The following is a 21,670-nucleotide window of genomic DNA, read 5'->3' as shown; positions in this document are numbered from 1 at the left end:
ATCTCCTTTACAGTCTGAGTCCCTTCAGGAGCCAGCTGTCGACTACCGCTAATTTACAGTACCGGTCACCAGGAGGCTAGTGACAGCTGTCATATGTGGAGAAAGTTTAAAAATGGCCGACATAATATGAACATATTTCGTTCTTAAAATCTCCGGGTTGGGTTCCACCCAAAGAATCTCCCGCATCATTTGCTTTCTGGTTAATGTTAACAGTACGATAGCTATGTATCATAAAAAATTTCAGTGGAGGAATTCTTATGAAGTACACCGTCATTACAGGCTCCAGCTCAGGCATTGGCTACGAAACTGCATTAGCTTTTGCATCACGCAACAAAAACGTCATTCTGGTCGCAAGACGGGAAGCTCAGCTTAACGAATTAAAGAATGAGATTCACAATATGAATGCTGACCTCGACGTCGTCATTAAAACCGCCGATCTATCTGACAGTGAACAGGTTCATGATTTATTCGAAAGCCTGAAAGAATACGACATTGAAACCTGGATCAACAATGCCGGCTTCGGAAACAGCGCGCCGGTTGCTGAACAGCAGGTAAAGAAGATTGAAAAGATGCTGCGTGTGAACGTCGAAGCGTTAACAACTCTCTCAACACTTTTCGCACATGATTATTCCAATAAAGAAGGCACGCAATTAATCAACGTATCATCTGACTTAGGCTACAGGATCGCACCAAATGCTGTATCGTACGCTGCCACCAAGTTCTACGTGAGCGCATTTACAGAAGGGTTGGCCCAGGAACTCAGTGATCAGGACTCTCCCATGAAAGTAAAAATACTGGCGCCGGCTATGACAGAAACGGAGTTTGTGAAAACCGCTAAGGAGATAGATGAGTTCAGCTATAGCGACAATGTCCAAAAATATCATACCGCAAAAGAAATGGCCCAATTCATGCTGAATCTTTATGACAGTGAGAAGGCTGTTGGGAAAGTGAACAGTGACAGCTATGAATTCGAATTACTGGATCCTATTTTCCCTTATACTTCCAAGCGTAAAGCGGATTGATCCCTTCGTGAATTAAATTAAGCCTTTCCATAATAAAAGCTGCGTTCCATTTCTGGAACGCAGCTTTTATTTTATCGACGTTTCCATGCTCCAGAGCGGAGTCCCCTGCCACTTCAATGCCGGTCTCTTCTTTCAGATTTAAAGACGAGGGCTGCGCAACCACATAGCCTCCAAATTCTTTAGTCGGCAGATTCCCCGACATCCAGACAGCCCCGGATTCACGTGGCAACCTGAGATATGGCAGAGCTGTCCCTGTTTAATGGCTGTAATCAGACTCATTTATTTTCAATCTACTATTATTCACAAAATCGCTCAAGCAAATTTATAGGTATTCTTTCCAGCGGTTTTTGCACGATATAAGGCGCCATCTGCATTTTTCAATAGCGTTTTCAGATCGCTGTCACTATCAGGAGGATAAGCCGCAATCCCGATACTTGCAGAGAGCTCGTAATCTGCATCCCATGCACTCAAACCGTACAATATACGTTCCGCACGTTGGCCCATTTCCTCTTTGCCGGTTATGTGAGGGAAGTGCACGATGAACTCATCGCCACCTAACCTGACTACAAAAGCATCCTTGTATTCTTTCACAAAGTTTTGCAGCCTCCAAGCGACTTCCTTTAATACCAAATCCCCCGTGTCATGGCCATGCATGTCATTCACCTTTTTAAACCCGTCCAAATCAAGAAAGAACAGCGCTCCTCCATTGTGGGAATCACTATCAAAAAAATTCGAAAGGTAATGCCTGTTATAGAGTTCCGTCAAAGAATCCCTATAAGCAAAGCGCTCCAAATCCAAATAATAAGAAAACATTCGCACAATCCGTTGAAGCAATTGGATACTTTTATCGTCAAACTGGCTTTTCTTATGATGCACCGCACACAATGTCCCAAAACGCTCCCCATTGACGCGTAAAATCGGAATTCCCAGGTAGGACTTGATATTGGCATCTTCGAGTAGTATTTTTAAATCCCCCGGACAGGCTTCATTAATATCCTCATAAATTAAAGGCTGCTTTCTTTCAAAATCAATGCGATCACACACTGTTTCTTCAAGGTTGATTTCCATTCCTTCAGTCAGGAGAATACTGGTATCAAGATCTGACAGCTTCAGAATAATTTGCTGAGTATCGCTGAAAGTTGTCAGATATATCAAATGGTCCGGCAAGATTTCTTTTGCCAGATCAAGGACATCCCTGGACAGCTCCTCAAAATTCTTATACATTTGCAAGTCTTCTACTGTTATTACCATAAAGCACCTCGATTAGTTTGATAATCCATACTTATTGTTTTACCGAACTTTTCTACTGGTTTCAGTGTAACATTATCCGGTGAACATACATACAGCCCCTCTAAAAGATGGTTTTTTTTAATCAAATCAAAGTCATTTAAATGAGATTCTGTTTAATTGATAGTACTTATGTACATGCTATTTTCATTTCCGCTGCCCATATTCTATTAATTGAGAAACCTGGTTGTGAATCGGTAAAACAAAAAAACTCTCAACCCCAGATATGACGGGGTTGAGAGTTTATTTCCACTATTTCTTACATCATGCCGCCCATGCCGCCCATATCAGGCATGCCGCCGCCACCATTGTTTTCTTCCGGAATGTACGCCACTACCGCTTCGGTTGTGAGGAACATAGCCGCAACGGATGCTGCGTTTTGAAGTGCATAACGCGTCACTTTGGTTGGATCGACGATGCCTTCATCCAGCATGTTGACCCACGTGCCGTTAGCTGCGTTGAAGCCGATGCCGACTTCTTCTGATTTCAGGCGGTGAACGATGATTGATCCTTCAAGGCCTGCGTTTGTCGCGATTTGACGAACCGGTTCTTCAAGTGCACGAAGAACGATTTTGACGCCTGTTGCGACGTCGCCTTCTGTTGTTTCAAGAAGTTCTGCGACTTTATTGTATACGTTGACAAGTGCTGTACCGCCGCCTGCCACGATTCCTTCTTCAACTGCTGCGCGCGTTGCGTTCAATGCATCTTCAATGCGCAGTTTGCGTTCTTTCAATTCTGTTTCAGTAGCCGCTCCGACTTTGATCACTGCAACGCCGCCGGCAAGTTTCGCCAAGCGTTCCTGCAATTTCTCTTTGTCGAATTCAGAAGTTGTTTCTTCCAATTGGCTGCGGATCTGGCTGACACGTCCAACGATGTTCTGGGAATCTCCAGCGCCTTCGACGATCGTTGTGTTTTCTTTTGTCACAACAACTTTCACCGCGCGTCCAAGTTGAGCGATATTCGTCGTTTTCAATTCCAGGCCAAGGTCTTCTGTGATGACTTCAGCGCCAGTCAATGCCGCGATATCTTCCAGCATTGCTTTGCGGCGGTCACCGAAACCTGGAGCTTTAACCGCTACAGCGTTGAATGTGCCGCGGAGTTTATTGACCACGAGTGTAGCCAATGCTTCGCCTTCAACATCTTCAGCGATGATCAACAATGGTTTGCTTTGCTGAACAACCTGCTCAAGAACAGGAAGGATTTCCTGGATGTTGCCGATTTTCTTATCCGTCACAAGGATGAACGGGTTCTCAAGAACCGCTTCCATCTTATCTGAATCCGTCACCATATATGGAGACTGGTAGCCGCGGTCGAATTGCATACCTTCGACAACGTCAAGCTCTGTTGTGAAACCGCGTGATTCTTCCAATGTGATGACGCCGTCGTTGCCGACACGTTCCATCGCTTCAGCAATCAGGTTGCCGACTTCAGCGTCGCCGGAAGAAATCGCCGCCACTTGTGCAATCGATTCTTTGCCTTCGATTTGCTGAGAAACAGTTTTCAGGCCTTCAACAGCGCTTTCCACTGCCATTTCAATGCCGCGGCGGATTCCCACAGGATTCGCGCCAGCTGTTACGTTTTTCAAGCCTTCACGGATCATCGCCTGCGCAAGTACCGTTGCAGTCGTTGTCCCGTCACCAGCAATGTCGTTCGTTTTAGAAGCGACTTCTGCCACAAGTTTCGCACCCATGTTTTCAAAAGCATCTTCCAGTTCGATTTCTTTTGCGATCGTCACACCGTCATTGGTAATCAGCGGCGAACCGAATTTTTTCTCAAGCACAACATTGCGCCCTTTTGGCCCAAGCGTAACTTTTACCGCGTCCGCCAATTTATCTACACCCTGCAGCATGAGGGTACGTGCATCTTCACTGAACTTAATCTCTTTTGCCATGTTTAGCTTCCTCCTGTATCAAAATGTATTTTATTCTATTTATCCGATTACTGCTAAAATATCGTTTTCACGTAAAATTAAGTATTCTTTGCCTTCATATTTCAATTCAGATCCTGCATATTTCGAGAAGATTACGCGGTCGCCTTCTTTAACATCCAGCTCCGTGCGCGCGCCGTTTTCGCGGATCAAGCCATTTCCTACCGCGATGACATTGCCTTCCTGCGGTTTTTCCTGAGCCGATCCCGGCAATACAATCCCGCTTGAAGTTTTTTCTTCCGCTTCGATGAGTTCAATGATAACTCGGTCTCCTAATGGTCTTAACAAATGAAACACCCTCCTCTGAATAAATAAATACAATCATTAGCACTCTCGCTCTCCGAGTGCTAACCCATGTCTCAGTTTAATAAAAATAAGGACTATTTGCAAGCGGGAAGGATATCCTCTTGTTATCTTTGCGGTATTTTTTCGAAACAACTACAATAGAAGAGAGATTTGGAATCGAAAGGAATTTTGCTTACATGACCACCAAGAAAAATCCAGTGAAGGATCTATTCTTTAAAAACTCTGGAACCAAAACAAAAAAGAAGCCAAAAAAGACTTCCTTATATGTACTTTTGATCTTTATTGCCATCCAATTTTCTCCAATCCTGTTCCTTACCACCACCTACGATTATTTTATAGCTCAAGGTTTGGAACCTGATGTTGCACAAGCCGCTACATCCGGTTGGCTTATTTTCATCGCTATGGGCATCGGATTTGCAATAGCCATGTTTGTCGTCTTCCGCGACAAAAAGTTTTTTGATATCTGGAAAGGCAAAAAACTCAGCATGGGCTGGACCATTCTATGGGGGATTTTCGGTTTCCTGCTGCTCCTCATCGGACAGTCGCTCGCCGCGTTGATCGAATTTGCCATCGGCATCGAACCCGGCTCTGAAAATACATCCAACCTGGTCAGTATCGTCGAAGTTGTACCGGCCGCCGTTTTTGCCGTCGTCCTGTTCGGCCCTGTCATGGAAGAACTCGTTTTCCGGCGCGTCATTTTCGGCTCATTGAATCAGACAACAAACTTCTGGATCGCCACCGCCGTCAGTGCCATCGTCTTTGCCATCGTCCATATGGAATTCGCGCATATCCTGCTGTATTTCACAACCGGACTCATCCTGGCGTTCCTGTATCAAAAAACAAAACGCCTGCTGGCACCAATCATCGCCCATATCCTGCTGAACGGCTACGTTATGGTCATTCAGCTCAATATGGACAAAATCAACCGCTTCATCGAACGCTTGGAACAATTGGAGCAACTGCAATTCATCTTCCATCTTCTTTAGGCCACTAAAAGCGAAAATGACTTTCTGAGCCAGAGACAAAGAAAGCCCGGCTGCACATGTGCAGCCGGGCTTTCTCTGTCCTGTAAATTTTGTTCGCCGAAAACAAAAAACCTTCCAGAGTTTATTTCTCTGAAAGGCCTTGTTGCTCTTCGATTACCTGTTGCTGTTCGGCTTTCAAGAACTTGCGATAGCCGATTTTCGCGATGACAATACTGAATTCGTATAAAAGAATCAATGGCAGTGTCACGATGAGATGCGAGATGATGTCCGGCGGCGTAATGAACGCCGCAATAATCACCAGGATAAAATACGCGTATTTGCGGTATTTAGTCATCAGCATCGGCGTAATAATTCCGAGTCGAGTCAAGAACAGCATCAGCACCGGCAATTGGAATATGAAGCCGAATGGCAAGGTAATTTGAAACAGGAACTGGAAATATTCATTGATTCCGATCGTTTCCTGAATGGCAAGGTTGTCAGAGATATTCAGCATAAAGCCGATGACATAAGGAAACAGCACCAAATAAGAAAATGCGATTCCGCTGACAAACAGGATCAGGGAAAACGGAATATAGCTTAATGTCGCACGCCGCTCTTTGTCGTGCAGGCCTGGGCTGATAAAAGCCCAGAAATGATACATGATCACGGGTGAAGTGATGAACAGCGCAAGGATCATCATGACCTGCATATAGATTTTCAACGGGTCCGTAATTTTAAAGGCATTCAGCGTCAGATTTTTCGCTTCATCGGTAAACTGCAGATACTGTATCAGCGGCTGCGCCAGAAAAAAGCTGACAATCACGGCCAATAGAAAGAAAACGACTATAATTGTCAGCCGTTTTCTCAATTCACCTATATGTTCAACTAATGTCATATCTTTTTCAGTCATCGGATAAACATCCTATCGTAGTTCTTTTTGCTCTTCTTTCTTCTTTGTTGCAATATCATCGTCGTCATCATCAACAAGCCCTTTAGTGGCATTCTTGAATTCGCGAAGTGAAGAACCGAACGCTTTACCCAATTCCGGCAATTTCTTCGGTCCGAAAATCAGCAATGCTACAACTGCAATAACGATTAAACTTAGTGGACCTGGCATAATTGACACCTCCTGTAGTATGCGTCTTATTTTACAGTATCTGTGGCGCTTTGGCTATTTCCACAGGCTCCACAAATGTGAAGGTTTTGAGTCAGGATTGCTTGATCAGGTAGATCAAAGTTTGCAATTCCACCGACAAATCGATGGTCTGCACGCGGATATGCGGCGGGACCGCAATGCGCACCGGCGTGAAGTTCAGAATCCCTTTGATATCTGTTGCTGCCAAACGGTCTGTGACTTCTTGTGCCGAGCGCGATGGGACAGTCAGAATGACCACTTCCACACCATATTCTTTGATTTTTTCTTCTATCTTATCCGGATGATACGTATCAATGCCGCTGATCCGTTCACCTTCCTGCGGGCTGTTCGAATCAAAGGCAAGAATGATCTTCGTATTATGGTTGCGGTGGAAATTGTATTTCAGAAATGCGCTGCCGAGGCTCCCTACACCGATCAAGGCCACATTCGTTGGTTCGTCCTGATCCAGTGTTTTTCGGAAAAACTCGAGCAGTTCATTCACTTCGTAGCCGTAACCTTTTTTGCCGAGTGCTCCGAGATGGGAGAAATCCCTTCGAATGGTAGCGGAATCTATTTTCATTGCTTCGCTGAGTTCCTGGGAAGAGATTCTCTTCTGTCCGGCATTGGCGAAGTTCTGCAGAAATCGGTAATAAAGCGGAAGCCGCTTTGTAGTGGCTTGTGGAATTTTAGCTGATGGTTCCTGTAACATGGAATGTTACCTCCCAGGGTCTTGTCAAATCGACTTTATCTTACATGAGGCGGCGCGATATGTAAAGGCTCGGCCGATTGCGAAGCCTGCCTCTATCAGCTACACTTAAGAGGAATAGAGGTGACCCAAAATGATCGTTCTGCAAGTCAACCAAGTCCATAAATCGTTCGGAGCGGATGAAATCCTTTCTGGCGTCAAATTAGAAGTCCAGCATCGTGACCGGGTTGCTCTCGTCGGGCGTAACGGCGCAGGCAAATCCACCTTGCTGAAAATTATTACCGGGGAAATATCGTACGACAGCGGAGACATCACGATGCCAAAAGACCTGACCATCGGCTATCTCGAGCAGCAATCCAAGCTCGAGTCCGATATGACGGTCTGGGACGAAATGATGACCATCTTCAGTGCGTTCCGCGAACAAGAGGTGCAATTGCGCCGACTCGAGGAACAAATGGCGGATCCGGCTGTTTACAACAATCCCGAAGCGAATGACAAAGTGATGAAAGAATATGATGAGCTGCAGGTCGATTTCAAAGATGCCGGCGGCTATCAATATGAAGCCGATACACGCGCCATCCTGCACGGCATGAAATTCTATCCGGATGATTTCGGCAAAAAAGTGATTTCATTGTCCGGAGGTCAGAAAACCCGGCTGATGCTCGCGAAGCTGCTGCTTTCAAAACCACAACTTCTAATCCTCGATGAGCCGACCAACCATCTTGATATCGAAACTTTGAGCTGGCTGGAAAATTATTTAAAGAACTACCCCGGCGCAATCCTGGTCGTTTCGCATGATCGTTATTTCCTCGACCAGATTGTCACGTTGGTCTATGAAGTGTCGCGCCACCGCGTCAAAAAATACACTGGCAACTACAGCCGTTATCTCGATGAAAAAGCGAAACAATACGAGCTGGATCAAAAACAATTCGAAAAACAGCAAGGCGAGAAAGCGAAGTTGGAAGATTACGTTGCCCGCAACCTGGTTCGCGCATCGACCACCAAAATGGCCCAGAGCCGACGTAAAGTTCTGGAGAAAACCGATTGGATGGAAGCTCCGGACGGCAGTGAAAAATCAGCCCGTTTCGGATTTATCATCGAAAAACAAAGCGGCAACGACGTGTTGAACGTGCAGTCGCTAACAATCGGCTACAGCGGAAAACCGGTGTCCGAAAACATTAACTTGAAGCTCTACCGTCAGGAAAGTCTTGCCCTCGTAGGTCCGAACGGCGTCGGCAAATCGACATTCCTGAAAACCGTCATGAAAGAGATACAGCCGCTTGCCGGCAATATCCATTACGGCACCGGCATCCGATTTGGCTATTACGATCAGGAGCAGGCCAATCTGGTAGGCAATAAACTCGTATTAAATGAACTTTGGGACGATTATCCGATGGTCAATGAAAAAGATATCCGTGGTATTCTGGGTCGTTTCCTGTTTTCGGGAGATGATGTGTTGAAGCCCGTTTCGTCGCTTTCGGGCGGCGAAAAAGCGCGTGTGGCGCTGGCCAAATTGATGATGCAAAAAGCGAATGTGCTGCTGCTCGATGAGCCTACCAACCATTTGGACCTCGACAGCAAAGAAGTGCTCGAAAACGCATTGCTCGACTACCCGGGCACCATTCTCTTCGTATCGCATGACCGTTATTTCATGAACCGCATTTCCACCAAAGTGGTGGAGTTGATGAAAGAAGGCACCACCGAATACCTCGGTGACTACGATTATTACGTGGAAAAGAAACTGGAAACTGAAGAGCTGAAAGCATTGGAAGAAGCTGAAAACCCTACAATCGTTACCACTTCTGAAACAACCAGTTCCACCTCCCAAATCGATAAAGAAGCAAAAAAATTGGAACGCCAATTAACAAGGCAAGTTGAAGAAGTGGAACAGGACATGGAAAAATTGGATCTGCAAATCGCGGAAACCGAAGAGCAATTCTCCGATCCGGAAATCTTCCAGGATCACGAGAGACTTCTTCCTCTGCAGCAGCAACTAGAAGAGTTGAAAAGCCGGCACGAAGAAACAATGACGCTATGGCTTCAATTGCAGGAAAAACTTGAACATATCAACAATTAACCACATACTTTTGTATGTGGTTTTCCTTATTCTACATATTGGTCAATACCCTTTTGCGAAATATTTGTTTCCACAAAGTTGTGCACACACCTTCTCCTTTAATACCAGCTATCAACAGAGTTACACACATTATCCACAGACAAAGAAAATGTTATCCACATAATATACTGGTATATAGTACACAAGATATAGGGAATCACCAAGTTATTCTTCACTTACAAACAGCTTACTAACAATTTGTGCATAAGTACAAATGTTCTCTATTGACAGATAAAACTCTGTTTGTTCATCAAAAGTGGATAAGTCGCGGTAATTTTCATATTTTTTCATTAATTCCTTACTTATAGACAGCTTATGCACAACGATAAAAAAGCTCTTCACCCATGGCAAGGGCAAAGAGCTTTTCTAATATATTCATCTAGAGCCAGGAAGCCATTTCCATCCCTGGCCGTCCATTCATGGCCATATTCCCACGAATGCCTTTTTCGAACATTACCGTTCCAGCCGCCGCAATCATGGCGGCATTATCAGTGCATAAGTTTAATGGTGGAATAAAGAAAGGAATCCCTTTTTCTGCAAATTGCTTTTCCAATGAAGCGCGCAAGCCTTTATTGGCTGCTACCCCTCCTGCTGCAATTACTTGTCGAGCATCATATTGATCAGCAGCACGCAGGGTTTTGGAAGTTACAACTTCCACCACACTGTTCTGGAATCCTGCCGCAACATCTTCCGGCGCCACTTGCTCGCCGCGCTGTGCTGCATTGTGCATATAATTCAATACAGCGGACTTTAGGCCGCTAAAACTAAAATCATAAGTGCCTTCTTCCAGCCAAACGCGCGGAAAAACCACTGGGTTACTGCTTTCATGCGCCAGACGGTCGATATGAGGCCCTCCGGGATAGGGTAGATTCAAGGTACGGGCAACTTTATCATAAGCTTCACCTGCCGCATCGTCACGCGTCTCCCCGATCACCTCAAAATGGCCATGTTCCTTCATATAAACGAGCTCCGTATGCCCACCTGAAATCACCAACGCAAGGAGTGGAAACTCCATTTCCTGTGCAAGGCGATTAGCGTAAATATGGCCGGCAATATGGTGGACCCCGATAATCGGCAATTGATGAGCAAAAGCAAATGCCTTCGCAGCATTCACCCCAACCAATAAAGCACCGACAAGTCCTGGTCCTTCCGTTACCGCCACTGCACTTAATTGAGCAGGAAGCATATCGGCTGCTTTCAAAGCCTCTTCAATGACAATCGTAATCTGTTCCACATGGTGTCTCGAAGCAATTTCCGGGACCACACCCCCAAAGCGCTTATGACTTTCAATCTGAGAAGCCACTACGTTCGAGATAATTTCAGTACCATTTTTAACTACGGACGCCGCTGTTTCATCACAGCTAGTCTCTATTCCCAATACATATATATCTTCACTCATCAAAATTCACCCACATCACTATGGCATCCTCAAAGTTATCCGAATAATAGCTCTTGCGGATGCCTCCATTTTTAAACCCTAGCTTCTCATAGAGGTTTCGCGCCGGCGTATTGCTGACTCTCGCTTCAAGTGTCATCGCCTTTGCTCCATTCTCCTTTGCCACATCAATCGCAGCACGCATAAGTTTTTCACCCAGCTTTTTGCCACGCTGTTCCGGCCGAATCGCGATATTGGTCACGTGGCATTCGTCCATTATTATCCACAATCCACAAAAACCGACAATCCCCTCAGCTGTTTCAGCCAATACATAATAGGCGTGTCGATTATCCATCATTTCATAAAAGAAAGCTTCTTTTGTCCACGGCAGACTGAAGGAAGAATGCTCAATGTCATAAACCGCATCAATATCCTCCACGGTCATTTTGCGGAATGTCACTTCTTCATTCATGATTCAACCCCGCCTTGTGCCTTAATATAATTCGCTTCAGCTTCCGTAATGCGGCGATATTCTGGCACTGCATGATGAATATCCTGTTCTGCCGATGTTTTCGCCAGCATAATCAAATTCGAAGCCCGCGGCAAACGATTCGAAGACACTGCGAAAAAGCCCTGTTCTCCGAGAATTTCTCGGATCGCTTCCTCATGAATTTCAATATCAATTCCCACGAATAAAACCGGGCGATTTAAATCTTTTAATTTGACCAGAAATTCTCTTACTTCGCTATGTTGATCGGGAATCACTGATTCCAAGCTTTTACCGTCGTATGCACCCATAAATGCGGTCCCTCTTCTTGCATCCATCAGCGAACAAACAATTCCATCAAAAAACTGTCCGTTAGCAGCCAGTACTTTCAGGCTCGACACCATGTGCAGCGGTATTTTTAATGACCAGGCCAAAGTTTTGGCTATCGTCAACCCGATTCGAACGCCTGTATATGAACCCGGACCTTCCGCAACAGCAATATGTGTCAAATCTGTTGGTATAATTTTCGCCTTAGCCATCATTTCTTCAATAGCTGGCATTGCTGTTAACGAATGATTAATTTTAAGGTTCGAGCTTTCTTCTATTAGAATAGTGTCATCTTTAGCCAACGCAATGGCCAAAGGGGAATTTGAAGTATCAATACCTAGATAGATCATGGCATTAGCTCCTTGCAAAGAGTTTCGTAGCGTATTCCGATTGGATAAAAACGGATTGCACGGCCTTCATCTGAAAGACGTTCCATAATAATTCCGAGTCGCTCTTTCGGTAAATATTCTTCTATGAATTGTGCCCATTCAACAACTGATACAGCTTCATCGGCAAATAATTCATCAAAGCCAATGTCTTCATCGCTGTTCTCCAGCCGGTAGACATCCAAATGATTCAAATTTAGGTCACCACAATATTGCTTTAAAATAGTAAACGTCGGACTGTTGACCATCCGTTTAATTCCCAGGCCCTTCGCCAGCCCTTTTGTAAATGTCGTCTTGCCGGCGCCGAGGCCGCCTTCTAAGGTCAGCAAATCTCCCGGTTGCAGATGCCCGGCTAGCTTCGCAGCCAACGCTTCCGTTTCTTCCGGCGAATTTACTTCTATTATATAAGTCATTACTTCTGTCACCTCTATTGAGTCTTAACATAGTTTAGCCGAGATGTGCCTGTAAATCAAAAAATATTATCCACCGTGTTCAGTTATTCGAATTTATAAATTTTCAAATGAAATAATACCAATGGCTTGTAGGCAAAAAAAATAAACACAGCGGCTTGGCTGTGTTTATCATAAGACGGTCCCGACCGGGATCGAACCGGCGATCTCCTGCGTGACAGGCAGGCATGTTAACCGCTACACCACGGGACCATAAAAAAAACAGACCAGCGACGTCCTACTCTCACAGGGGGAAACCCCCAACTACCATCGGCGCAAAAGAGCTTAACTGCCGTGTTCGGGATGGGAACGGGTGTGGCCTCTTTGCCATCGTCACTGGACTACTTTTTTTGAGTGCTTGCGCCCTCAAAACTGGATACAACAGACATTGAAACAGCGTGCGAAACAATTGCGTTCCTGAAAGTGGTGTTTTGGTTAAGTCCTCGATCGATTAGTATTCGTCAGCTGCACGTGTCGCCACGCTTCCACCTCGAACCTATCTACCTCATCGTCTTTGAGGGATCTTACTTGCTTGCGCAATGGGAAATCTCATCTTGAGGGGGGCTTCGTGCTTAGATGCTTTCAGCACTTATCCCGGCCACACATAGCTACCCAGCGATGCCCCTGGCGGAACAACTGGTACACCAGCGGTGTGTCCATCCCGGTCCTCTCGTACTAAGGACAGCTCCTCTCAAATTTCCTGCGCCCGCGACGGATAGGGACCGAACTGTCTCACGACGTTCTGAACCCAGCTCGCGTACCGCTTTAATGGGCGAACAGCCCAACCCTTGGGACCGACTACAGCCCCAGGATGCGATGAGCCGACATCGAGGTGCCAAACCTCCCCGTCGATGTGGACTCTTGGGGGAGATAAGCCTGTTATCCCCGGGGTAGCTTTTATCCGTTGAGCGATGGCCCTTCCATGCGGAACCACCGGATCACTAAGCCCGTCTTTCGACCCTGCTCGACCTGTACGTCTCGCAGTCAAGCTCCCCTTCTGCCTTTACACTCTGCGAATGATTTCCAACCATTCTGAGGGAACCTTTGGGCGCCTCCGTTACTCTTTAGGAGGCGACCGCCCCAGTCAAACTGCCCGCCTGACACTGTCTCCCACCCCGATCAGGGGTGCGGGTTAGAAGTTCAATACAACCAGGGTAGTATCCCACCGACGCCTCCACCGAAGCTGGCGCTCCGGGTTCATTGGCTCCTACCTATCCTGTACAAGTTGCACCAAAATTCAATATCAGGCTACAGTAAAGCTCCACGGGGTCTTTCCGTCCTGTCGCGGGTAACCTGCATCTTCACAGGTACTATAATTTCACCGAGTCTCTCGTTGAGACAGTGCCCAGATCGTTACGCCTTTCGTGCGGGTCGGAACTTACCCGACAAGGAATTTCGCTACCTTAGGACCGTTATAGTTACGGCCGCCGTTTACTGGGGCTTCGGTTCGCACCTTCGCTTGCGCTAAGCACTCCCTTAACCTTCCAGCACCGGGCAGGCGTCAGCCCCTATACGTCACCTTACGGTTTTGCAGAGACCTGTGTTTTTGCTAAACAGTCGCCTGGGCCTATTCACTGCGGCTCTCTCGGGCTGTAACACCCTACCAGAGCACCCCTTCTCCCGAAGTTACGGGGTCATTTTGCCGAGTTCCTTAACGAGAGTTCACTCGCTCACCTTAGAATTCTCTTCTCGCCTACCTGTGTCGGTTTGCGGTACGGGCACCTCCCGCCTCGCTAGAGGCTTTTCTTGGCAGTGTGAAATCAGGGACTCCAGGGCGCAATGCCCCTTGCCATCACAGCTCAACGTATCAGGAATGGGATTTGCCTCATTCCACGCCTCACTGCTTGGACGCGCACAACCAACGGCGCGCTCACCTTATCCTTCTGCGTCCCCCCATTGCTCAAACGGCGGGGAGGTGGTACAGGAATATCAACCTGTTGTCCATCGTCTACGCCTATCGGCCTCGACTTAGGTCCCGACTGACCCTGAGCGGACGAGCCTTCCTCAGGAAACCTTGGGCATTCGGTGGACGGGATTCTCACCCGTCTTTCGTTACTCATACCGGCATTCTCACTTCTAAGCGCTCCACGAATCCTTCCGGTTCCGCTTCGACGCCCTTAGAACGCTCTCCTACCACGGATCTCTTGCGAGATCCATCCACAGCTTCGGTAATCCGTTTAGCCCCGGTACATTTTCGGCGCAGTGTCACTCGACCAGTGAGCTATTACGCACTCTTTAAATGATGGCTGCTTCTAAGCCAACATCCTGGTTGTCTAAGCAACGCCACATCCTTTTCCACTTAACGGATATTTGGGGACCTTAGCTGGTGGTCTGGGCTGTTTCCCTCTTGACTACGGATCTTATCACTCGCAGTCTGACTCCCAATCATAAATCACTGGCATTCGGAGTTTGTCTGAATTCGGTAACCCGGGATGGGCCCCTAGTCCAAACAGTGCTCTACCTCCAGGATTCTCAAGATTGAGGCTAGCCCTAAAGCTATTTCGGAGAGAACCAGCTATCTCCAGGTTCGATTGGAATTTCTCCGCTACCCACACCTCATCCCCGCACTTTTCAACGTGCGTGGGTTCGGGCCTCCAGTAAGTGTTACCTTACCTTCACCCTGGACATGGGTAGATCACCTGGTTTCGGGTCTACAACTGCATACTCTGTCGCCCTGTTCAGACTCGCTTTCGCTGCGGCTCCGGCTTCTCACCTTAACCTTGCATGCAATCGTAACTCGCCGGTTCATTCTACAAAAGGCACGCCATCACCCATTAACGGGCTCTGACTACTTGTAGGCACACGGTTTCAGGATCTATTTCACTCCCCTTCCGGGGTGCTTTTCACCTTTCCCTCACGGTACTGGTTCACTATCGGTCACTAGGGAGTATTTAGCCTTGGGAGATGGTCCTCCCGGATTCCGACGGAATTTCACGTGTTCCGCCGTACTCAGGATCCACTCTGGAGGGAACACACTTTCGGCTACGGGGCTGTTACCCGGTATCGCGGACCGTTCCAGGTCGCTTCGCCTAACGCGTTCTTTTGTAACTCCGTATAGAGTGTCCTACAACCCCAAGAGGCAAGCCTCTTGGTTTGGGCTGTTCCCGTTTCGCTCGCCGCTACTCAGGGAATCGCATTTGCTTTCTCTTCCTCCAGGTACTTAGATGTTTCAGTTCCCTGGGTGTGCCTTCGCATGTGTTATGAATTCACACATGGATACTGCCCCATTACAGGCAGCGGGTTTCCCCATTCGGAAATCTCCGGATCAATGCTCACTTACAGCTCCCCGGAGCATATCGGTGTTAGTGCCGTCCTTCTTCGGCTCCTAGTGCCAAGGCATCCACCGTGCGCCCTTCCTAACTTAACCAAGTTGGTTCTGTTAAAAAGTTGATCACCATAGGTGATCGTGTCACTTCATGAATCGCTTGTTTCGTTTTGTTTCAATGTCGTTTTATCCAGTTTTCAAAGAACAAGTGTTGAAAGTCACGCCACCAGGCATCGCCTGCAGGTGAACCTTCAAAACTGAACGCAAAACGTCAACGCCAAACCCGCAGGTCTGGCTTCCGATAATATCCTTAGAAAGGAGGTGATCCAGCCGCACCTTCCGATACGGCTACCTTGTTACGACTTCACCCCAATCATCCGTCCCACCTTCGGCGGCTGGCTCCACGAATGGTTACCTCACCGACTTCGGGTGTTACAAACTCTCGTGGTGTGACGGGCGGTGTGTACAAGGCCCGGGAACGTATTCACCGTGGCATGCTGATCCACGATTACTAGCGATTCCGGCTTCATGCAGGCGAGTTGCAGCCTGCAATCCGAACTGAGAACGGTTTTCTGGGATTGGCTCCCCCTCGCGGGTTGGCTACCCTTTGTACCGTCCATTGTAGCACGTGTGTAGCCCAGGTCATAAGGGGCATGATGATTTGACGTCATCCCCACCTTCCTCCGGTTTGTCACCGGCAGTCACCTTAGAGTGCCCAACTGAATGCTGGCACTAAGATCAAGGGTTGCGCTCGTTGCGGGACTTAACCCAACATCTCACGACACGAGCTGACGACAACCATGCACCACCTGTCACCGCTGTCCCCGAAGGGAAAGCCTAGTCTCCTAGGCGGTCAGCGGGATGTCAAGACCTGGTAAGGTTCTTCGCGTTGCTTCGAATTAAACCACATGCTCCACCGCTTGTGCGGGCCCCCGTCAATTCCTTTGAGTTTCAGCCTTGCGGCCGTACTCCCCAGGCGGAGTGCTTAATGCGTTAGCTGCAGCACTAAGGGGCGGAAACCCCCTAACACTTAGCACTCATCGTTTACGGCGTGGACTACCAGGGTATCTAATCCTGTTTGCTCCCCACGCTTTCGCGCCTCAGCGTCAGTTACAGACCAGAAAGTCGCCTTCGCCACTGGTGTTCCTCCACATCTCTACGCATTTCACCGCTACACATGGAATTCCACTTTCCTCTTCTGCACTCAAGTCCCCCAGTTTCCAATGACCCTCCACGGTTGAGCCGTGGGCTTTCACATCAGACTTAAGGGACCGCCTGCGCGCGCTTTACGCCCAATAATTCCGGACAACGCTTGCCACCTACGTATTACCGCGGCTGCTGGCACGTAGTTAGCCGTGGCTTTCTGGTGAGGTACCGTCAAGGTACCAGTAGTTAGTTGGTACTTGTTCTTCCCTCACAACAGAGTTTTACGATCCGAAAACCTTCGTCACTCACGCGGCATTGCTCCGTCAGACTTGCGTCCATTGCGGAAGATTCCCTACTGCTGCCTCCCGTAGGAGTCTGGGCCGTGTCTCAGTCCCAGTGTGGCCGATCACCCTCTCAGGTCGGCTACGCATCGTCGCCTTGGTGGGCCATTACCCCACCAACTAGCTAATGCGCCGCGGGCCCATCCTGCAGTGACAGCCGAAACCGTCTTTCCGTGCAGCCTCAGGAGAGGCCGCAAACTATTCGGTATTAGCACCGGTTTCCCGGAGTTATCCCGATCTGCAGGGCAGGTTGCCCACGTGTTACTCACCCGTCCGCCGCTGAACCAAGGGAGCAAGCTCCCAAGGTTCCGCTCGACTTGCATGTATTAGGCATGCCGCCAGCGTTCGTCCTGAGCCAGGATCAAACTCTCCATTATAGAGTAGTTGATTGCTCAAATACTTGCTGGCGCATCGCGGTCTAAAAGACGCACGATTCGCTTTGATCTGCACAAGTGCTGATCAGTAAGTTTGCGCGGGCCGTTTTGCGCGGCCGTTGCTGTTTGTTGACGTTTTGCTGTTCAGTTTTCAAGGTTCATGTGAATAAAATTTGGAGCGGGTGGGGGGAATCGAACCCCCATCATCAGCTTGGAAGGCTGAGGTTTTACCACTAAACTACACCCGCATTAAAATGTTTTATTATAGAAGAAATATTTGGCGCGCCCGAGAGGACTCGAACCTCTAACCGCTTGATTCGTAGTCAAGTACTCTATCCAATTGAGCTACGGGCGCAATCGGAATACGTTATGGTGCGGCCGAGAAGAGTCGAACTTCCACGGGATTTCTCCCACTAGGCCCTCAACCTAGCGCGTCTGCCATTCCGCCACGACCGCATTGAATTATTTTAGCGACATTAACCAGTATAACCTTTGTCTTCCTGTAAGTCAATGACATTAACTAACTTAGTTTAGATTATATAATTATCAATCTGTTCCATCAACATTAAAAATTGGCTGGGGTACCTGGATTCGAACCAGGGCATGACGGGATCAAAACCCGTTGCCTTACCGCTTGGCTATACCCCAATAAAAAATGGCGGTCCCGACCGGGATCGAACCGGCGATCTCCTGCGTGACAGGCAGGCATGTTAACCGCTACACCACGGGACCATTTGGTTGCGGGGGCAGGATTTGAACCTGCGACCTCCGGGTTATGAGCCCGACGAGCTACCGAACTGCTCTACCCCGCGACAATAGAATTACGAAGATTTTTTGATAACACCTGCTTCAGTGTTATTCCGCCGTCTTCGTCCGGCTCGTCGCTGGCGACGTTTAATCAGTATAACACTCTCCGCAGCAATTTGCTTGGAAAAGTATGTTATTGGAAGATAGTAAAATATGTATAAATTATTTTGAAAGATAATGGTGACCCCTACGGGATTCGAACCCGTGTTACCGCCGTGAAAGGGCGGTGTCTTAACCGCTTGACCAAGGGGCCATAATGGCTCCGAAGGTAGGACTCGAACCTACGACCATCGCATTAACAGTGCGGTGCTCTACCACTGAGCTACTTCGGAATAACGTTTCAAGTACTTGTCGACTTTTTCTATTATAAAGAGCAGCAAGAGAATCGTCAACTACTTTCTTGCAAATACTTATATATTCCATTTTACCATTCAGTTTCTTACAAATAAAAAAAGAAGGGCCTCACTTACGAGACTCTTCTCCATTATCGATGATTTTGTTTCCGGCACTATTCTTCAACAGCTGCAATTGCCACATCCCGCAAAAAATATCGTCATATATCATGTAGGTGTTATTTCATGGCGAGTTTGCCAGCGCATCTGCCGCAGCGATACTTGGCTGTATTCATACGGATCTTTCGGATGTAATCAGTTTGGCACGAAACGCATTGATAAATATAACGCTTTGCAGATTGACGGTTTTTCTTAGATTCGATAAGAGAACAAAATCGCGGAGAATTTGTTTCCTCTAAAAGATTCCGAAAATCTGCATCGCGGTGTTTATATCCTTTGCCTTCCAAGTGCAAATGGTAATGGCAGAGTTCGTGCTTAATGATGCCTTCCAATTCTTGATAACCGAATTTCTCGTATGAGCCGGGATTGATCTCTATATTATGGGATTTCAGCATGTATCGGCCCCCGGTGGTGCGCAGCCTCGAATTGAAAAGGCCTTGGTGCATGAAAGGTCTTTTGAATATCGTTTCTGAGATTTCACTTATTAATCCTGTCAGTTCGTAGTCAGTCATACGGAAGCTCCTGTTTTATTATTATAGAAAATGGCCGTTCCGAATTGCAGAACGGCCATAAAATTAAATCTGCTCTTTCGGCTGAAGCATCGTCAAGGCGATTCTACCTTTATCTTTTTCTACTTTCTCAACCCACGCGGTCACGATATCCCCGACAGCCACCACTTCAAGGGGATGCTTCACAAACCCCTTTTTCAGTTTTGAGATGTGGACCAGTCCATCCTGTTTTACTCCAATATCGACAAATGCGCCGAAATCGACAACATTGCGGACTGTTCCCTGCAATTCCATACCCGGAAGCAAGTCTTCCATTTTTAAAATATCACTTTTCAGTAAAGGCTGCGGAAATTCATCACGCGGGTCACGGAACGGTTTTTTTAATGCATCCAGAATATCCTGCAACGTGATTTCGCCAACTTCCAACTCTTCTGCGAGTTCTTTGATGTTCAAGCCATCCAGTTTCTCAACTGTGTCAGGTTTACCGACGTCTTTCTTATCTGCACCGACCAGTTCGAGCAATTTCTCGGCAACGCTGTAGCTTTCCGGGTGAATGCCGGTGGCGTCCAACGGGTTTTTGCCTTCCGGAATTCGCAGGAAGCCGATTGCTTGTTCATAGGTTTTTGCCCCTAAACGAGGAATTTTCTTCAATTGGACCCGTGAGGTGAAACGTCCGTTTTCGTCACGTACTTTGATGACGTTCTCAGCTACTGTCTTGCTTAGTCCCGCTACATACTGCAATAGTGAGGACGATGCGGAATTGACATTGACCCCTACCTGGTTGACCGCTGTTTCTACAACAAACGTCAGCTGATCCGCCAGTTTTTTCTGGGAAACGTCATGCTGGTACTGTCCTACCCCTACTGCTTTTGGATCAATTTTCACCAGTTCCGACAGTGGATCCTGCAGGCGGCGTGCAATTGACGCCGCACTGCGCTCTTCGACCTGGAGATCCGGAAATTCAGCTCTAGCGATATCTGACGCGGAATACACACTGGCGCCCGCTTCATTAACAATGACATAAGAAGTCCCGGGAGCACTCTCTGTAATAAAATCCGCTACGAATTGTTCCGTTTCACGGGAAGCAGTACCGTTGCCGATAGCCATGATTTCAATCGGATATTTGTCAGTGAAACGTTTCATCGTTTTTTTGGCACCGGTATGATCGTTTTTCGGAGCATGCGGATAAATAACGGCCACTTCCAACAACTTCCCTGTTTCGTCAATAACGGCCAGTTTACAGCCGGTCCGGTAAGCCGGATCCACGCCCAGCACCATCTTATTTTTCATTGGCGGCTGCAGTAAAAGGTTCCGCAGGTTCTCAGAAAAGATGTGAATTGCCTGCGTTTCCCCTTTTTCACTGAGTTCATTTCGGATTTCCCGCTCAACAGATGGTTGAATGAGACGCTTATAGCTGTCTTCTATTGCCTGCTCCAAATAGAGATTTGAAGCAGCGGAAGCATTAATCCACTTTCTTTTCATCAAAGTGATGATCCGGTCTGCCGGTGGATGGATCGCTACTTTCAAAACATTTTCCTTTTCGCCGCGGTTAATGGCTAATATGCGGTGAGGTACAATTTTTTGTATCGCTTCTTCGTATTCATAGTACATTTCGAAAACTTGTTTGTCATCGTCATGGTCTTTCTTCACAGAAGTTACAATAACTCCGTCTTTTCTGGTCATGTAACGAATTTTTTCCCGAATATCGGCATCGTCAGCAAAGGACTCGGCCAATATATCCTGTGCCCCTTGCAGCGCTTCTTCGGCATCAGCCACATTTTCGCCGATGAATTCTGACGCCTTTTTCACTGCATCACCGCTGTTTCCTTCGTAAAGCCAGTCGGCTAATGGCTGCAAGCCTTTTTCTTTCGCAATAATGGCTTTCGTACGGCGTTTCTGTTTAAAGGGACGGTATAGGTCTTCGATCCGCTGAAGCACAGTGGCTCCCTGGATTTCCTTTTCCAGCTCCGGAGTCAATTTTTCCTGCTCATTTATTGAGCGGATGATTTCTATTTTACGCTGTTCGAGATTCTGGATATAAGCATAACGGTCATCAATCGATTTAATTTGTACTTCATCAAGCGATCCCGTCGCTTCTTTGCGGTAACGGGCGATAAATGGCACCGTATTGCCGTCTTCGATCAAAGCGATGACTTGTGCCACCTGGTTCGGGCGTACACTTGTTTCTTTCGCAATCAGGTTTTGGATTTGCTGTAATTCCATCAAAA

Annotated in this window: 15 protein-coding genes, 9 tRNA genes and 3 rRNA genes; 3 read left to right on the top strand and 24 right to left on the bottom strand. The window is 47.4% G+C overall.

Translation table 11 applies throughout. The features are described 5' to 3' along the window. Nucleotides 1–257 precede the first annotated feature (257 nt). Nucleotides 258–1,022 carry an SDR family NAD(P)-dependent oxidoreductase gene (locus DHX103_RS10545; protein ID WP_422122242.1) on the top strand — a complete coding sequence of 255 codons (765 nt, stop codon included), beginning with the start codon at nucleotides 258–260 and terminating at the stop codon, nucleotides 1,020–1,022. 312 nt (nucleotides 1,023–1,334) lie between these two features. Here DHX103_RS10545 and DHX103_RS10540 read toward each other — a convergent pair whose 3' ends face one another. The 3 genes from DHX103_RS10540 to groES all read right to left on the bottom strand — a co-directional run bounded on the left by DHX103_RS10540 (nucleotide 1,335) and on the right by groES (nucleotide 4,524). Further along, entirely contained in the window at nucleotides 1,335–2,273 is a 939-nt protein-coding gene (locus tag DHX103_RS10540; RefSeq protein ID WP_422122241.1) for a diguanylate cyclase domain-containing protein, read from the bottom strand. 295 nt (nucleotides 2,274–2,568) lie between these two features. Next, nucleotides 2,569–4,200 (bottom strand): chaperonin GroEL, encoded by a 1,632-nt coding sequence (groL, locus tag DHX103_RS10535; RefSeq protein ID WP_422122240.1) that lies wholly within the window; start codon nucleotides 4,198–4,200, stop codon nucleotides 2,569–2,571. 39 nt (nucleotides 4,201–4,239) lie between these two features. Then, nucleotides 4,240–4,524, bottom strand: a complete 285-nt coding sequence (gene groES, locus DHX103_RS10530) for a co-chaperone GroES (RefSeq protein ID WP_084242988.1) — start codon at nucleotides 4,522–4,524, stop codon at nucleotides 4,240–4,242. Nucleotides 4,525–4,718: 194 nt separating this feature from the next. Between groES and DHX103_RS10525 the strand changes: the two genes are divergently transcribed. Continuing rightward, complete coding sequence (locus DHX103_RS10525) at nucleotides 4,719–5,528, top strand: CPBP family intramembrane glutamic endopeptidase (protein WP_422122239.1); 810 nt, start codon at nucleotides 4,719–4,721, stop codon at nucleotides 5,526–5,528. 121 nt (nucleotides 5,529–5,649) lie between these two features. Here DHX103_RS10525 and tatC read toward each other — a convergent pair whose 3' ends face one another. The 3 genes from tatC to DHX103_RS10510 form a co-directional block, all read right to left on the bottom strand. Further along, nucleotides 5,650–6,417, bottom strand: a complete 768-nt coding sequence (tatC, locus tag DHX103_RS10520; RefSeq protein WP_422122238.1) for a twin-arginine translocase subunit TatC — start codon at nucleotides 6,415–6,417, stop codon at nucleotides 5,650–5,652. Nucleotides 6,418–6,429: 12 nt separating this feature from the next. Next, a complete protein-coding gene (locus tag DHX103_RS10515) occupies nucleotides 6,430–6,624 on the bottom strand; it encodes a twin-arginine translocase TatA/TatE family subunit (RefSeq protein ID WP_422122237.1) in 195 nt (64 codons plus the stop codon). A gap of 91 nt (nucleotides 6,625–6,715) precedes the next feature. Then, on the bottom strand, nucleotides 6,716–7,351 hold the full coding sequence (locus DHX103_RS10510; RefSeq protein ID WP_422122236.1) for a redox-sensing transcriptional repressor Rex: 636 nt from the start codon (nucleotides 7,349–7,351) through the stop codon (nucleotides 6,716–6,718). 130 nt (nucleotides 7,352–7,481) lie between these two features. Between DHX103_RS10510 and DHX103_RS10505 the strand changes: the two genes are divergently transcribed. Further along, nucleotides 7,482–9,425 (top strand): ABC-F family ATP-binding cassette domain-containing protein, encoded by a 1,944-nt coding sequence (locus tag DHX103_RS10505; RefSeq protein WP_422122235.1) that lies wholly within the window; start codon nucleotides 7,482–7,484, stop codon nucleotides 9,423–9,425. Nucleotides 9,426–9,843: 418 nt separating this feature from the next. On the opposite strand, the gene tsaD is transcribed toward DHX103_RS10505, so the two are convergent. From tsaD to DHX103_RS10415, 18 genes are all read right to left on the bottom strand, one after another. Continuing rightward, nucleotides 9,844–10,863, bottom strand: a complete 1,020-nt coding sequence (tsaD, locus tag DHX103_RS10500; protein ID WP_422122234.1) for a tRNA (adenosine(37)-N6)-threonylcarbamoyltransferase complex transferase subunit TsaD — start codon at nucleotides 10,861–10,863, stop codon at nucleotides 9,844–9,846. Further along, entirely contained in the window at nucleotides 10,856–11,311 is a 456-nt protein-coding gene (gene rimI / locus DHX103_RS10495) for a ribosomal protein S18-alanine N-acetyltransferase (protein WP_422122233.1), read from the bottom strand. The genes tsaD and rimI overlap by 8 nt, the downstream gene beginning before the upstream one ends. After that, nucleotides 11,308–12,003, bottom strand: coding sequence for a tRNA (adenosine(37)-N6)-threonylcarbamoyltransferase complex dimerization subunit type 1 TsaB (gene tsaB, locus DHX103_RS10490; protein ID WP_422122232.1), 696 nt, complete (start codon nucleotides 12,001–12,003; stop codon nucleotides 11,308–11,310). Before tsaB ends, rimI begins: the two co-directional genes overlap by 4 nt. Beyond that, entirely contained in the window at nucleotides 12,000–12,452 is a 453-nt protein-coding gene (tsaE, locus tag DHX103_RS10485) for a tRNA (adenosine(37)-N6)-threonylcarbamoyltransferase complex ATPase subunit type 1 TsaE (RefSeq protein WP_422122231.1), read from the bottom strand. The genes tsaB and tsaE overlap by 4 nt, the downstream gene beginning before the upstream one ends. Before the next feature lie 176 nt (nucleotides 12,453–12,628). Beyond that, nucleotides 12,629–12,701, bottom strand: a tRNA-Asp gene (locus tag DHX103_RS10480). Nucleotides 12,702–12,713: 12 nt separating this feature from the next. Continuing rightward, nucleotides 12,714–12,829, bottom strand: a 5S ribosomal RNA gene (gene rrf / locus DHX103_RS10475). Between the two features lie 90 nt (nucleotides 12,830–12,919). Further along, nucleotides 12,920–15,855 (bottom strand): 23S ribosomal RNA (locus DHX103_RS10470). A gap of 212 nt (nucleotides 15,856–16,067) precedes the next feature. Then, nucleotides 16,068–17,617: ribosomal RNA gene (locus DHX103_RS10465) — 16S ribosomal RNA — on the bottom strand. Together the 16S, 23S and 5S rRNA genes with 9 tRNA genes alongside form the textbook arrangement of a ribosomal RNA operon. Nucleotides 17,618–17,788: 171 nt before the next feature. Further along, a tRNA-Gly gene (locus DHX103_RS10460) sits at nucleotides 17,789–17,862 on the bottom strand. Nucleotides 17,863–17,892: 30 nt separating this feature from the next. Continuing rightward, a tRNA-Arg gene (locus DHX103_RS10455) sits at nucleotides 17,893–17,969 on the bottom strand. A 15-nt stretch (nucleotides 17,970–17,984) separates the two neighbouring features. Then, nucleotides 17,985–18,070 (bottom strand) — tRNA-Leu (locus DHX103_RS10450). Nucleotides 18,071–18,187: 117 nt separating this feature from the next. After that, nucleotides 18,188–18,262 (bottom strand) — tRNA-Gln (locus DHX103_RS10445). Nucleotides 18,263–18,270: 8 nt separating this feature from the next. Further along, a tRNA-Asp gene (locus DHX103_RS10440) sits at nucleotides 18,271–18,346 on the bottom strand. A 3-nt stretch (nucleotides 18,347–18,349) separates the two neighbouring features. Continuing rightward, nucleotides 18,350–18,426: transfer RNA gene (locus DHX103_RS10435), tRNA-Met, on the bottom strand. A gap of 173 nt (nucleotides 18,427–18,599) precedes the next feature. Further along, a tRNA-Glu gene (locus DHX103_RS10430) sits at nucleotides 18,600–18,674 on the bottom strand. Nucleotides 18,675–18,678: 4 nt separating this feature from the next. Next, a tRNA-Asn gene (locus DHX103_RS10425) sits at nucleotides 18,679–18,753 on the bottom strand. Between the two features lie 239 nt (nucleotides 18,754–18,992). Further along, on the bottom strand, nucleotides 18,993–19,445 hold the full coding sequence (locus tag DHX103_RS10420; RefSeq protein ID WP_422122230.1) for a SprT family protein: 453 nt from the start codon (nucleotides 19,443–19,445) through the stop codon (nucleotides 18,993–18,995). 63 nt (nucleotides 19,446–19,508) lie between these two features. After that, nucleotides 19,509–21,665, bottom strand: coding sequence for a Tex family protein (locus DHX103_RS10415; RefSeq protein ID WP_422122229.1), 2,157 nt, complete (start codon nucleotides 21,663–21,665; stop codon nucleotides 19,509–19,511). Between the last annotated feature and the right edge of the window lie 5 nt (nucleotides 21,666–21,670).

The sequence above is a fragment of the Planococcus daihaiensis genome, from assembly GCF_049262615.1.
Lineage (GTDB): Bacteria > Bacillota > Bacilli > Bacillales_A > Planococcaceae > Planococcus.
Note: the sequence above shows the minus strand (reverse complement) of the source record. Positions and strands in the feature narration are given on the sequence as shown.